The organism is Alphaproteobacteria bacterium (genome assembly GCA_030680745.1).
Taxonomy (GTDB): Bacteria; Pseudomonadota; Alphaproteobacteria; order JAUXUR01; family JAUXUR01; genus JAUXUR01.
In genome coordinates this window covers 1-13,736 of sequence record JAUXUR010000076.1, presented here as the reverse complement: position 1 = coordinate 13,736, position 13,736 = coordinate 1, and the positions used below count along the sequence as shown (strand labels likewise).

The window sequence follows — 13,736 nt, the reverse complement described above, 5'->3', positions numbered from 1 at the left end:
TTCGGCACGGAAGAGCAGAGTGTATTCTTCGTACATGAGCATCTGAGTACCGAAACGACGCATCATCGTTCACTCCTTTTCAGAGTAAACTGTCCAGATTATGTGGCAAAGTTTATGGAAATGAGTTTTCCAGAAGCTTGACGATTAAGGTCCAGTGGACCTTAATGTCTTAGCTAAAGAAAATCTCATGAGAACCATAGCTGCATGTACTTAAAGTACATGAGCACCGGAATGCGCAGCCTTGACGACAAATTTGACCATAGGCTGGACAGTTTAAAGTTAAGCGGATGTTTGGATTAGTTTGATTGCTTTAAAATTCGTCACATCACCCCCTACCCGTTTTGTCGTATAAAACTTCACATAGGGTTTTGCTGTGAATGGATCACGCAAAATACGCACATTGAAGCGATCAACGATTGTATAAGCCTCTTTAAAATTTCCAAAGGCTATTGGCAATGCGTCATTTGCGATGTTAGGCATTGCATCACTCATATGAATGGGATGGCCCAATAATGTTGATGGCTCTCCTTGAATCATAGAGGGTTGCCATAAATAATGCCCTTCATTATCTTTCATTTTACGAATTCTTGCCAATGTCGAACGCGATAAAAGCCAGCTTGCACCTTGCAAATAGCCTGATTCTAAACCGTATAAGGCTTCATATAAAATATCAGCTGCATGATCATCATTAAATCCCCCATCGACACCTGTTTTAAAGCGTTTGATTTGACCCCAATCTGCACCATCCTCATAAGACAAAATCCCACGTGGGCAACCATTTCCGTCTCCGCGAATAAAGCTTTGCTCTTCAACTTTACCCATTTTTTCGACAATTTTTTGAATCAACCACTCTTCCACATTAATATTGGCATCATCGAGCAATTTTTGCGTTATACGTGGCTCTGCATATTGTTCATGAACGGGAATTCGAATTTTCGCGAGTTTCGCCGTATCGGTTTCATCACGTTGCGCTGTTTCGGCAACCCAACCTGCCCCAAATTCATCCTTGTCAGCGAGTAAATCCAAACTGTCTGTCGAAATCGTTACACAATTCGCTAATTTACGCATGGCGGATTGATGCGATAATGTTTTGATAATACGACCAAATGTTTCGCGTGGGACCAAATACCCACCATCGGGTTCAGACCCAACGGACAATGCTTTTGTTTCTAAACCTGCATCAATGCCTTTTTTAAGATAATTCATAAAAGCCGCTTCATGAGGCGTTTGATTTTTTGCATCAAATCCCATACGCATTGGCCGTTGCATCGCCGTTTTAATCTCTCCCATTTTACCTTCAAGGCTATCAATTGCATCATTAAGCTTATTGATTTTTTGCTCGGTTATTGGATCGGAGGCTGATTTTCGTTCAATTTGTTTCAAACGTTCATTATTGGCATCAAAATAGCGTTCAATAGTTGATTTATAATCGTTAAAAGAATGTTGTAACTCTGTATATGACATGGTAACTCCTAATTATTAGAAAAATTTGAAAAGTGAGTGTGTCGCATCCTGAATAGATGCATTAAGCTGCTGTATTTCATTGTTTTTAAGCGAGAGAATCTGCGCTTCTGGATTGGCTGCAAAAGTAACAAAAGACACTTCATGCAGATCAATTTTTGTTAAATGCCGACATTTTTTCTGTGTATCAAAATGGCTTTCTTGGACTGAATAGCCAATTGAAAGCCCATCAATGGCACCGTTTTTAAGCAGAGCATAAATCTCGGCCCCCCGCCTTACGTCTTTCAGCAATTTGCCTTCGACATAAAGCCCGTTTGGGTCTTCGACCATCTTCGTCCAAACACCAATGGGTTCGGACGCATTATGGTTCCAAAGCATTTTGGGCCATTTATTTTCCCTTTGCCATTTCAGCAAATTGTCTTTAAAGGCATTTTTTTGGACTTTATCTTTCTGATAATCGATCACCCCGAAGATACTTGCGTAGCCTGTGATAAGGCCCTCCTCAGAGATATTTTTTGTTTCAAATGGTAATGTTAGCTTCATTCTTCCTCCTTATAATTAGCAATTTTCTGCTGCACTTTCTCTTAAAACTGTTCAGATTATGTGGCAAAGTCTAGGCAGATCGAGAACCATAGCTGCATGTACTTTAAGGTACATGAGCACCGATCGCTGCGATCTAACGACGAATTTGACCATAGGTTGGACAGTTTATACGTTGTTTAGTGGAGGATATCCTAAAGCCTGACGCTTTTCATTGGTCGTCAGAAAATCAGCCTGTCGAATCTTATCCCATACCATTTGACGACGCGGCGCTAAAGCAGGCACTTGATCCAAATCATAGGTAAGCTCGATATCTTTTGAAAAACGCGGCACGAGCCAATTATTTAACGCATCATTCATATGATCCAACAATGGAATTATCGTTTGCTCCCATAAGGCGATACGCGCTTCAACCAAATTTGAATAGGTTGCATCACCTGGAATACCGATTAAAACCGGTGGCATGCCAAAAGCTTGGGCAATATCACGTGCTGCCGTATTTTTGGCCGCAATAAAATCCATGTCTCGTGGTCTAAGACCCATTTCGCGCCACTCAAAATCGCCTTCAAGCACCAGTACTTTGCCAGCATTTTTAGCACCCACATAATTGGACTCAACTTGATTTTTAAGACTTTCCCGTTGTCCTTCGGTCATTACTGAACCTGATTTTGGTCGATAGATAAGCGCACCCATAGGCCTTGCCCCATTTTGAAGCAATGCCTGATTATGCGCACCTGCCGCATTATGTTGATCGATCGAGAAAGCTGCTGCTTCAATCGGCGACATCCCATACCAATCATCTAAGGGATGATACAATTTCAGATGTAAAATAGTGGATTGACCACTGATAGGATCAGCCGCATATTTAATGACTTGATCTTCTATCGTATAAACATAACCTTGAGGCAGACTATGATTCCCTGGGATAACTTTCATTCGATCCGGTCGCAATACATATAGTTCTTTAGGTATACCTGCATCATCCGTAATGACTTCTAGATACGCATTGCCAGAGATCAACCAAGACGAAACAAGGCTTTCAATAAAAGCTGCACCGCCTTGCAACGGATTGGGTCGTTTTAAAAGACTCAACAATGGATGATCTAAAAAAGCTTCTTCCACTTTTTTTTGTATATTCTTTCGATGCAATCCTAAAGGGACCAAAGCAATCGAGCGTGCAATTTCATTCACGCAACGATGCACAATGACATTTTGACGAAACCCTTCATCAGCGAAAGCGGCATAATTACGTGGTGTCCAACGTGCCTCCCCCAAAGGTGAGAGCGCCACCAACGCGTCATTATAATAAGCTTTCGTATGGGTGTTTTGGGTATGGGTATTTTCATTAGGCATGAATAATCGATGCCAAAAGCTAGTAAACATATTTTTCATGATTTTTCTTTGATTATGGTTGGATTGTGTGTATAGTCAGCGAAATAAATTTTATATTCTTCGTCGATTATAAATATATTTTAGTTTAATTTTATAATAACTGTAAATATTTTTTATCCAAAAATAATTTAATATTTAATTAATTATTATTGAATAAAATAATAGTAGAAATATAAAAAATAGTGGAGATAATCATGAAAATCAGATATTCACTTTTTCTTTTAGCCGCTTTGATGGGCGCCTACCCTACTTCAGAAGCCACAGCTGCTATAGTTGATCCATCCATTGAGCTTACAATCGAACAAAAAACAATGATTGTTGAAAATGCAAGAGAAGAACTTTCTAAGTACAAAATATTTCTTAACAAAGATAGTATCAAAGAAATCCTAAAACATAACCAATTTCCTTTATATGAGGAACCTTATGACGGCTTTATACCATTGCACGAATGGGAGCAAATGCTATTTTCATATGCTCTAACTTTTACATGGATTCAAGAACTTGGCTTTGCCCCCGGACATCTAATATTTATACCTGATTCAATAGGAAACCTAACAAACTTAACACATTTAGGTCTCCCGAATAGTAATTTTACATCTTTACCTAATTCAATAGGAAATCTAACCAATCTAAGAACGCTCCTTCTCTTAAATAACAAGCTTATATCTTTGCCTGAAACAATCGGAAATTTAACTCAGTTAGTATACCTCAACCTCTCTGGAAACGAGCTTAAATCTTTACCTGAATCAATTGAAAATTTAACCAAATTAAGAACCCTAGACCTCGCCGGAAACAAACTTAAATCTTTACCTGAATCAATTGAAAATTTAATAGGATTAGGATTTCTAAACCTTACTGGAAACGATCTTAGAACTTTACCTGCTTCTATAAAAAATATTCCTAATTTAACAACATTATTACTTAGAGATAATCCGCATCTTCTTCAAAAAAGTGATAATCCTTTGGAGTTAGGCAAAGAAGAATTACGCGCACACTTCGGTTATAATGTGCAATTTAATGATTAACTTATCGTTTGATATTTGATAACATTCTGAGCCTTGGATTTCAATTCAAGGCTTTTATCTTTTATCGATTATAAATATATTTTATTATATATTTATAAAACTTGTAAACGTTTCTTATCCAAAAATATTTTAATTTTATTCTAAATCTATATCAAAACTGAATGTATTTGGAAAGTTTGTTCGACATACTTTATAATCCATCTCAATTTCTTCAATATTAATATTATCTCTAACATAAGTATAATGAAGTGCATATACATTAGGAGCAGTTACATTACTATAGACTTCAGTCACTTTTGTAAATGTATTATCAATAAAAACAACATGTTCTAACAATGGTTTTTGACTTTCTGCAAGAATACAATTAAGACTAGAAAACATCTTGTTTATTTCATAAATTTTTGATGTTTTTCGAGAGGATGTATGTCCTATATAGGCATGTCCTTTTTTTAATTTACTTTTAAAAAATGGCAATTTTATATAATTCAAATCCTTATCTATAAAATTATTAGAAAGATTTATACCGCTCGCTCGAAGCATCTTAACACGTTGATCTAATCTATCTTCTGGAAAAGTCGAATTGGTACAGGTCATTACATATGCACCTTGTTGTTGCAGATCTTGAATGACACCTGGCAAACAAGGTTCTATTAGATCATAAAAAATAATACCTTTTTTTCGATAAAAAGCATGCGCTTCTAAAAAATGTTCTTCATGAATACCAATTTGTGCTGCAATTTCTTCTACCTGGTCATGTTGCTCAGAACCTCTAGAAAAATCTTGATTCATAAATTCTGGAAATTCTCTAACTAATGTATTATCAATATCAAGAACAAAAAGTGTTTTTTGAAGATCTATATTGTTTTTCTGAATAAATCCTATCAATTGCTCATAAGAATTTAATTGTTCTATTGTTTTTACAGAAAAACTTTCTTTTGATATAAAAAACAACAAGATAAAAACAACAAATTTAATATATTTAAGCATAGCACACCTATTTATTAAAACAATAGATACACTCATATCACGTTTTTTTATTAATTTCTATTTTTTTTATAAATACCATAAAGATTGCAAATCACTTCTATTTACACCAGAATACCTATTTAAAATGTCAGCAACTTATAATAAATTTATTACTAATTTTTTATTTTTATTAATTTATATAAATATAATTACTTTAAATTTTATAATTTTTACAATAATATTTTTTAATAATACCAATTTTATTAAATATTTTCACTGTCATAATATTTGTATCTAAGATTACACAACATTTTATTCATCAATTTAGACAAAAAATTTTTTTTAATTTTTATTGCAAAAATACAAAATTTGAAGTATAAATTTAAATAGATTTAATTATTAAACAGAAAAAAGGAAATACAAATGAAAAAATTTACACTATCTTTACTTTTAGCTATTGGATTAGCGTCAACTTCAACTGCAGCGCCTGAAAGGCTCGCAATAAATGAAGCTGCTATTCAAAACCATGTTAATTTTCAAATTATGGACAATGAACTACGCATTCAAAATTACACTACACAAATTGACTTGTTAATGGAGACTTATAACCGACATCTTAAAAATTCACCTGTCGATTACGAAGGAATGGAACGACGTCGTTTAGCAGCATTTGATGAGTTGCGCCATCCTATTGATCACGGTGATGTTGATATGGATGATCTGCTAGATGAACCTGACCTTCACGGCCGTATGGAACCTGAACTCAGAATTCCTTCAGCGCGCTGCAATGAAATATTTGCAGAAATTAATGCTAGAAGACAAGATCTCGCAAACACAGTAAGAGCTCTTGAAGAAGCAAGAAATATCAGAAATCAGCTTTTTAATTACAATAATAGTTACATCGAACTTGTAAATGTTGCTCAAGATATTGAGGATCACCCTTTAGACAATCTCCACAATGCTGATGAAAGAGAATTGATTGTAGAATATTTAACCAGAAGGATTAACTATTTAAATGCGTACATACGTACACATAATTTATTTCAGATATAATTAAGATCTACTGAAAGGTTGATATTAATTATTTGATAAATAATGATGACAAACCCTTAAAATTTAGATTTTAGAATCTGAATCAAAAGGGTTTGCTACAATCCAACCAATTTACGCTACAAAAAACACTTAATTACAAGAGCAACGAGCAAAATGTATCCTTAATACATGAGCGAGGCGAGACGACGTATCAATCCAAGTCCATCGATTATAAAGACCAAATTTGAAAGTCTGCATTGATTTCATTTAAAAACAACTCACTCATCCCCCACACCAAAGCGTCCACCCGATCGGGCGAGCCAGATTTCTTTTCACCTGTGAAACGACACATTTGATCTTCCAATTTTGGAAAAGGCCCCACATGGAAAATTTTTTGGTCCACATAAAGACTTGCAATAGGTTCAGCGCGGGTCACTTTTCCACGCGTAGCCCGCACCATTTTCAATGGTAAATTCGGCGCATGAAGATGTAAAAGCGTTTTGATCAAATCGCCCCCCTGATTCACCTCCGCAATGATATGATCCGCCTCATAACGTTTATACGCTTTAATAATGATTTTAATCCATTGATCAGCAGGCATGCGGCCTGATAAATCTTCTAAAACATAAGCTTTACCCTCTTTTTTACCAATCACCACAATACCTGTTTCATCAGAATTTTCATGCGATGTGACCGCAGGATCAACAGCAATAATAATACGCTCCATATCCTTCGGTGTCGTTTGCATTTGAATAGAATCGATCAAACCACGCGACCATAAAGCGCCTGGCACTTCCTCTAAAATTTCAGCATAAATTTCCTGCGCGCCCAAAGACGTGCCATCATATTTTTTGATGATTTTCTCCATAAACGCTTTAGGTAAATTCGCCTTATTATCAAAAGTCGTACCTTTGGTTAAATAAGTTGTCGGATCATTCATTAAATTTTTAATAATCTTAAGCGGTTTTGGTGTTGTGGTTACCACAGCTCTTGGATTTTGACCCAAACGCAAGCCAAACAACGCCATATCCCATGTTTCAGGATAACGCCACGCAGCCAATTCATCAGCCCATAAGGCATCATGTTGCGGCCCCCTTAAACGATCGGGCTCATCAGCGCTATAAGCAAAAGCCTGCGCACCATTGGGCCAAACAAGCCTCCGTTTTGATGATTGCCATTCAGGACGCATCCAAGGGGGCGATAGTTTCAAAATACCAGACTCACCTTCAATCATCACGTCCCGTACATCAGAAGCTGTCGCACCAATCAATGCAATACGTTGAGCCATGCCTTTTTCTGCAAGCCCCCTCACCCATTCAGATCCAGTGCGTGTTTTACCAAATCCTCGGCCCGCCAAGATAAGCCAAGTGCGCCAATCTGTTGCAGGTGGCAATTGTTCAGGACGCGCCCAAAAAGACCAATCATAAAAAAGATGAGCAATATCCTTAGGACTCAAAGCATAAAAGATATCTTTGATCTTTTTAAGTGAGAATTTCTGTGTGGATTTAGCGCGAAAGTCGCTCCACCAAGAGGCGACGCAATGATTCTGGATCATAGTCATTCATTTGCTCATCGTTTGTTGTTGAGTTTACATTAAGAGACGACGCCGTAATACACACAAGCGCTAAAGAGGCCCGCAACCGTTGTTCGAGCGTTGGAAAGATAGTCATTTGTTCATCGCTACCTGCCTGAGGCGCTGAACATTGCGGCTTATCTTGCGCAACCTCCAACAACAAATTAATGGCACATTCTTTTGCTGCATGTAATAAATCTTCATGGTTAGTCCTATGTTTTAATTGCATATATTTACCTTTTTGTAGTTAATATTTGAAATTTGAGTAAATTCATGTATAATGGAACAAGGAGTGAATGACCTATTTAGGAGAAAGCGTGATTTACATATGGATCGCTTTAGGCAGCGCGCTCGGTGGCATGGCACGCTACTGGTGTTCAGAATTTGTAGCTGCAAATGTTGGCGAAACATTTCCATGGGGAACACTGATTGTTAATATTATAGGATCTTTTATAATAGGTCTTTTTGTTGCAATCACAGGACCAGATGGACGATTTATCATTAATCAAGAAATAAGATTATTTATAACAATCGGTGTTTGTGGTGGATTCACAACATTTTCATCCTTTAGTATACAAACACTTAATCTAGTTCTTGAAGGAGATTTTTTGCGAGCAGGCGCTAATATTATTTTATCAGTTTCATTATGCCTCATATTTGTGTGGTTAGGCTATATATTGGCCACAAGCATTAATCAATTAAACCCAATAAAACAGTAAATAATATTACAACATTTAAAACAATATATAAGATAAGGTAACATAATGGATATTAACAAAATTCCCGTGGGCAAAAACCCACCCTATGATTTCAATGTCATTATTGAAATTCCTCAAGGCGGCTACCCCGTCAAATATGAATTAGACAAAGAATCTGGCGCTTTATTCGTTGACCGTTTTTTACACACATCAATGGTTTATCCAAGCAATTATGGATTCATTCCACATACATTATCTTCCGATGGCGATCCTTGTGATGTTATGGTCATTGGGCAAACACCTGTTATTTCAGGCGCTATTATTCGCTCACGTCCGATTGGCGCTTTAATTATGGAAGATGAGTCTGGCATGGACGAAAAAATTCTTGCGGTACCTGTTGATGTCTTACATCCCTTTTATTCCAAAATACAATCTTACAAAGACCTTCCGGAAATTTTATGTGAACAAATTGCCCATTTTTTTCAACATTACAAAGATCTTGAAAAAGGTAAATGGGTCAAGATTATGAAATGGGTGGGCCCCGAAGAAGCTGCAGCACTTATAATTCAAGGCATGGAAGCTGCACGTAAGGGTTAAATAATCTGAATTCGATAATTAGCAAATTAGTTGAAAACACCCGTCACTGCGAGTTTCTAATCATCTATATAGGTTGATTTAAAAATAATAACCAAATTGCCAGCCACCATTGTTTCCCTGGACACGCTGAAGCGAAGCTTCATGCGGAGATCCAGGGTCCAGACCAAAATACATGCTCGAAAGAGCATGACTCTATTTTTTAAAAGCTGCATCATATCTAAATCATGACCCCTTTTTTATAAAACTTCTATAGATCTTATCCAACAAATTAATAAAAATATTTTTTATTGAATCATTACTTAAAACATGTTAAAAGCTTATCAATTAATTTAATTAAAAAAAACAGGATAATATTATGTTAAAGCTGAAAAACACGTTTGCATTTATTTTATTGCTTGGCATATCAAACAGCTTTCTATCCGCCAATATGCAAAGCCTAGAAGAATTGTCTTTTTCGCCTATAAAAAACAATATTATTGAAACAATAAAAGATGATTTCAATAACGCCTTTAATACGTTAGAACAGCTATCTTATAAACATCAATTATCCATCATTTTAGAATTACCCCAAGATGATCACCTTCGGCTTATGGAAGCTTGGAACCAGCAAAATCCGGATCGTTCCAATCCATACGAACAAGCCTTTCAACATAAAACATTTATCATAAAAGATGCATCAAAAATCAGTTTATTAAAAGAATACAAAATTCCTAACATAAAATATGACATTGATTATGACTCAAATGTCCTGAAACAACTTATTGATTATAGCGCATCCTTTTTAAAATCACTCGATCTCGAAGATATATCTGTCACGAATGACGATCTTTTCGAGATCTCAAAACTAACAAACCTTGATCATTTAAATCTATCTAATTCTAATCTCAATGAAGAAAATGTTGAAATCATATCAACACTCACAAATCTTAAATCATTAAATATCAGCGATAATAAACTTGGCGCAACTGGCGCAAAACACCTCTCAAAATTATCCAATCTTAAGATATTACATATTGCAGGTAATATGCTTGCTGACATTGGTGCTGAACATTTTTCTACATTAACCAAGCTCGTGGAATTAAACGTCAATAATAATAATATAGGCGCAATTGGTGCAGAGCATATTTCAAAATTAAGCACCCTTAAAACACTCAAAATTTCAGGTAATGTCCTTGGTGCAGAAGGTACAAATCATATCAAAAAATTACAAAACTTGACAAATTTAGACATATCACGCAACAGAATAGGCACATTAGGCGCTGAATATGTTTCTGCGTTAACCAAGCTTGAAGCACTAGACATTTCTCGCAACATGATTGGCACAGAAGGTGCTGCACATCTCAAAAAATTAACCGACCTTAGGTCATTAAATATTAGTCTTAATGATATAGACGATTTAGGCGTAGCTGCAATTGCAAACTTAAAAAACCTGCATACGTTAAACGTTTCTCACAATGAAATTGGCCCTGAAGATGCAGTATTTTTCAAAGAACTAATTAATCTTAAATCATTAAATATAGACAACACTAGGATTGGACTAAAGGGTGCAAAACATATCGGTGAAATGACTCAGCTTACAGATTTAAGTATCAACTTCATTCTTCCTTTAAATCAACAAAAAGATGGATTTTTATTGCCCATCTTTATCAATCAATTAACCAGTCTTAAGTCACTCAAAATAGCCGGCAATAATATTGGAAATAAGGGCGCAGCAATCATTACAGGTTGTTTCTCTTACGAAACCGAAACAAAAGAAATAAAAATAACAAACAAATTATCTAATCTTGAAACATTAGATATTAAAAGTAATAATATAAAAGAAAAAGGTGCAACATATATATCAACATTAAGAAAACTTAACACATTAAATATATGCAGCAATAAACTTGGCGCAATTGGAGCAGAACATATTTCATATTTGAACAATCTAAAGTTGTTAAATATTGGTTATAATAAAATTGAAAAAGAAGGCACAAAACATCTTCAAAAATTAACAAAACTCATAAATTTATACATAGGCGGTAATAATATTGAGTCAAAAGGTATGAAATATATCTCCACCCTAAATAAACTTATTATACTAAACATTGCATCAAATAACATTGATATAGAAGGTGCTAAACTCTTAAAAAAATTAACAAACTTAAAGAGTTTAAGTATTTCATACAATGCATTGTTAGGAAATAATGACATAGAATACATATCAACATTAACTAAACTTAAAGAATTAGAAATTTTTAATTGCAATATAAAAGAAGAAGGTGTCAATTACATTTCTACTATGTCTAACCTTAAAACTTTAGAAATCCATAGCAATAAAACAAGAAACATTATCATTGAAAATATCTTAAAATTACCTAAGCTTCGAAGTTTAGATGTTTTATATAAGAATGATATTGATCAAAATACGATTGCAGCTGCTAGACAACAATATCCTTTTATTAGAATACATTAAATATATACGTCACTAAAAATACGTTTAATTTATAAAACCCTTTCTAACTTAACACGCAGAAAGGGTTTTTCTTAACTTAGCTATACCCAAATGATTTGGAAATGCCGATTTTTGAGTCTGAAATTTGAGGTGATTTTTGATGCCAAAAATAACGACATGTAATTGTTTTACCTTAGGAATTTTGGTTCAAAAATCAGCCAAAGATCATCGACTAAAAACGGTAGTTTCAGATTATTTGGGTATATATACTAAAATTGGATCATATCTAAATAATGACTCAGTTTTTATAAAACTTCTATAGTTTTTATCCATACTATTTCTAAAAAAATACTTTTTTTAACCCAAACAAACTTTAATAAAAAGATCCCTCATTTTTTGTAAATTTAAAATGAGGGACTAATTGACTATAGGTATTAAAGACCAAAAGCACCCTTAACAGCGCCAACAGCGCCTGTAGCAAGAGGATGTTTCGATTCTTTCATACCTTCTATGCCACCCTTTGCAGCGCCAATAAAACTTATAAGAGAAACAACATCTTCATCTTTAGCATTTTTTCGCTTTTTGATCTCATCCATAATTGTTTTTATGTCACCTGCATTATTTATGTCATTGCTAAAATGAACTATAACTTTAGCAGCATCAACTGTTGTTGCTTCGCTTAGCTTACCATCTTTCCATTCATAAGTTTCCATTTTACCATCATGGTAAACTTGAACTTTTCCTGCGAAGGCTGCAGAGGTAGAAATAAGTAAAGACACAGTAATTGATACGAAATACTTCATTTGTTTGTTCCTCTCGGTTTTCTTATTTTATAGTTATTAATAATACCACTTACATATTCGCATAAAAGTTATAACACTGTAAATAGTTACCCAGATAACCAAAATTCTGAATAAACAAAATGTTAGTTATATCACATAGTGATAATTATTCAACAAGCAAACAAGATCTAACATTGTGGAAAAAATAATCCAACACGAATACCAAAACACCAAACAATTATGTGATTATTAAAGCTATAGTTGATAGACTTGTGAAGTAGGCAAGGAACAACGAGCGAAGTGTATCCCTATATACATGAGACGTTACGATGTATCTTTCAAATGTCTATAGACTATCAATCTACGGGACAATTTTTATTTTCATGCTTAAAACTTCCCCGCACACCATTGTTTTCCTGGACTCGTTGAAGCAAAGCTTCATACGTAAATCCAGGATCCAAATCAAAATGCATGCTCGAAGAGCATGGCAAAATTATTTAAATAACGTCATGATCTACGATCATGATTGTTAATTGGACCCTGAATCCGTGCTCGAAGCTTCGCTTCTCGCTTGTTCAGGGAAACGGCTGGATAGTTAGAAAATTTTAGCCAAAGTTATTTTTTGTCCCGTAGATTGATAGACTATACACTACAAAACAGGTGAAAAATAACGCCGTTCATCGGGTCTATATATTTTTTTACCAGATTTATCAATGCAAGAACGATCATTCATCAACGCATTTTCACATTTTGGCACTATTATCGAAGATTGATCTTTTAAAACAGATGGTTTTTTTTTATTTTGCACACAAGTCTTGTCTTTTAAAATAACATTTTCACATTTCGGTATATCTAAAGAAGGTAAATTCCGAAAATACGACACAGGCCTATCTGCAAAAAGATTAACAGACATCAAACTAAACAAAAATACAAACAATAGTTTTATCATTTTTTTCACCGATCAATATTCCTACACTTTAATTATAATCTATTTTTGTTTGCATATTAATTTTAAAATACAATTTTATCGCATTTTCAAACCTACCATGTTAAACAATCTGTAACTACCCACCCCCTCCTACTCCCCACGGCTTGACCCATAGGTATCTACACAAATAAGAGGAATTAATGTTTAATATGTGATCTTTAATTTCTTAGGTAATATAAATGGACTTAGAATCTCGACTTGTACGTCGTTATCATCAATTAGTGAAATCACACATGAGTATCAATAAC

The 13,736-nt window shown here is 34.7% G+C and carries 13 protein-coding genes; 5 read left to right on the top strand and 8 right to left on the bottom strand.

Going from position 1 to position 13,736, the window contains the following annotated elements:
• Positions 1–279: 279 nt before the first annotated feature.
• From Q8L85_08960 to Q8L85_08950, 3 genes are all read right to left on the bottom strand, one after another.
• A complete protein-coding gene (locus Q8L85_08960; protein MDP1724815.1) occupies positions 280–1,464 on the bottom strand; it encodes a phage major capsid protein in 1,185 nt (394 codons plus the stop codon).
• A gap of 15 nt (positions 1,465–1,479) precedes the next feature.
• A complete protein-coding gene (locus Q8L85_08955; GenBank protein ID MDP1724814.1) occupies positions 1,480–2,004 on the bottom strand; it encodes an HK97 family phage prohead protease in 525 nt (174 codons plus the stop codon).
• 165 nt (positions 2,005–2,169) lie between these two features.
• The gene (locus tag Q8L85_08950) at positions 2,170–3,393 is read right to left on the bottom strand and encodes a phage portal protein (protein MDP1724813.1); all 1,224 of its coding nucleotides are present in this window, start codon (positions 3,391–3,393) and stop codon (positions 2,170–2,172) included.
• 194 nt (positions 3,394–3,587) lie between these two features.
• Between Q8L85_08950 and Q8L85_08945 the strand changes: the two genes are divergently transcribed.
• Positions 3,588–4,418, top strand: coding sequence for a leucine-rich repeat domain-containing protein (locus Q8L85_08945; GenBank protein ID MDP1724812.1), 831 nt, complete (start codon positions 3,588–3,590; stop codon positions 4,416–4,418).
• A gap of 135 nt (positions 4,419–4,553) precedes the next feature.
• Here the strand turns inward: Q8L85_08945 and Q8L85_08940 are convergent, their stop codons facing one another.
• Positions 4,554–5,405, bottom strand: coding sequence for a DUF2608 domain-containing protein (locus Q8L85_08940; protein MDP1724811.1), 852 nt, complete (start codon positions 5,403–5,405; stop codon positions 4,554–4,556).
• A 402-nt stretch (positions 5,406–5,807) separates the two neighbouring features.
• Between Q8L85_08940 and Q8L85_08935 the strand changes: the two genes are divergently transcribed.
• Positions 5,808–6,437, top strand: a complete 630-nt coding sequence (locus Q8L85_08935) for a hypothetical protein (GenBank protein MDP1724810.1) — start codon at positions 5,808–5,810, stop codon at positions 6,435–6,437.
• 208 nt (positions 6,438–6,645) lie between these two features.
• On the opposite strand, the gene Q8L85_08930 is transcribed toward Q8L85_08935, so the two are convergent.
• On the bottom strand, positions 6,646–7,971 hold the full coding sequence (locus Q8L85_08930) for a terminase family protein (protein MDP1724809.1): 1,326 nt from the start codon (positions 7,969–7,971) through the stop codon (positions 6,646–6,648).
• On the bottom strand, positions 7,922–8,218 hold the full coding sequence (locus Q8L85_08925) for a hypothetical protein (GenBank protein ID MDP1724808.1): 297 nt from the start codon (positions 8,216–8,218) through the stop codon (positions 7,922–7,924). The genes Q8L85_08930 and Q8L85_08925 overlap by 50 nt, the downstream gene beginning before the upstream one ends.
• Positions 8,219–8,306: 88 nt before the next feature.
• Here Q8L85_08925 and crcB point away from each other — a divergent pair, with 88 nt between their 5' ends.
• The 3 genes from crcB to Q8L85_08910 all read left to right on the top strand — a co-directional run bounded on the left by crcB (position 8,307) and on the right by Q8L85_08910 (position 11,739).
• Positions 8,307–8,708, top strand: coding sequence for a fluoride efflux transporter CrcB (crcB, locus tag Q8L85_08920; GenBank protein ID MDP1724807.1), 402 nt, complete (start codon positions 8,307–8,309; stop codon positions 8,706–8,708).
• A gap of 45 nt (positions 8,709–8,753) precedes the next feature.
• Positions 8,754–9,284, top strand: coding sequence for an inorganic diphosphatase (gene ppa, locus Q8L85_08915; protein MDP1724806.1), 531 nt, complete (start codon positions 8,754–8,756; stop codon positions 9,282–9,284).
• A 355-nt stretch (positions 9,285–9,639) separates the two neighbouring features.
• Positions 9,640–11,739 (top strand): hypothetical protein, encoded by a 2,100-nt coding sequence (locus tag Q8L85_08910; GenBank protein ID MDP1724805.1) that lies wholly within the window; start codon positions 9,640–9,642, stop codon positions 11,737–11,739.
• 413 nt (positions 11,740–12,152) lie between these two features.
• On the opposite strand, the gene Q8L85_08905 is transcribed toward Q8L85_08910, so the two are convergent.
• Both Q8L85_08905 and Q8L85_08900 read right to left on the bottom strand, forming a co-directional pair.
• Positions 12,153–12,521 (bottom strand): hypothetical protein, encoded by a 369-nt coding sequence (locus tag Q8L85_08905; GenBank protein ID MDP1724804.1) that lies wholly within the window; start codon positions 12,519–12,521, stop codon positions 12,153–12,155.
• A gap of 628 nt (positions 12,522–13,149) precedes the next feature.
• The gene (locus tag Q8L85_08900) at positions 13,150–13,449 is read right to left on the bottom strand and encodes a hypothetical protein (GenBank protein MDP1724803.1); all 300 of its coding nucleotides are present in this window, start codon (positions 13,447–13,449) and stop codon (positions 13,150–13,152) included.
• Positions 13,450–13,736: the final 287 nt, after the last annotated feature.

What these genes read in the sequence shown, in the direction of transcription:
- Q8L85_08925 (MDP1724808.1), bottom strand. Translation starts at nt 8,218, where the DNA reads ATGCAATTAAAACATAGGACTAACCATGAAGATTTATTACATGCAGCA.
- Q8L85_08950 (MDP1724813.1), bottom strand. Translation starts at nt 3,393, where the DNA reads ATGAAAAATATGTTTACTAGCTTTTGGCATCGATTATTCATGCCTAAT.
- Q8L85_08955 (MDP1724814.1), bottom strand. Translation starts at nt 2,004, where the DNA reads ATGAAGCTAACATTACCATTTGAAACAAAAAATATCTCTGAGGAGGGC.
- Q8L85_08945 (MDP1724812.1), top strand. Translation starts at nt 3,588, where the DNA reads ATGAAAATCAGATATTCACTTTTTCTTTTAGCCGCTTTGATGGGCGCC.
- Q8L85_08905 (MDP1724804.1), bottom strand. Translation starts at nt 12,521, where the DNA reads ATGAAGTATTTCGTATCAATTACTGTGTCTTTACTTATTTCTACCTCT.
- ppa (MDP1724806.1), top strand. Translation starts at nt 8,754, where the DNA reads ATGGATATTAACAAAATTCCCGTGGGCAAAAACCCACCCTATGATTTC.
- Q8L85_08930 (MDP1724809.1), bottom strand. Translation starts at nt 7,971, where the DNA reads ATGATCCAGAATCATTGCGTCGCCTCTTGGTGGAGCGACTTTCGCGCT.
- Q8L85_08910 (MDP1724805.1), top strand. Translation starts at nt 9,640, where the DNA reads ATGTTAAAGCTGAAAAACACGTTTGCATTTATTTTATTGCTTGGCATA.
- Q8L85_08960 (MDP1724815.1), bottom strand. Translation starts at nt 1,464, where the DNA reads ATGTCATATACAGAGTTACAACATTCTTTTAACGATTATAAATCAACT.
- Q8L85_08935 (MDP1724810.1), top strand. Translation starts at nt 5,808, where the DNA reads ATGAAAAAATTTACACTATCTTTACTTTTAGCTATTGGATTAGCGTCA.
- Q8L85_08900 (MDP1724803.1), bottom strand. Translation starts at nt 13,449, where the DNA reads ATGATAAAACTATTGTTTGTATTTTTGTTTAGTTTGATGTCTGTTAAT.
- Q8L85_08940 (MDP1724811.1), bottom strand. Translation starts at nt 5,405, where the DNA reads ATGCTTAAATATATTAAATTTGTTGTTTTTATCTTGTTGTTTTTTATA.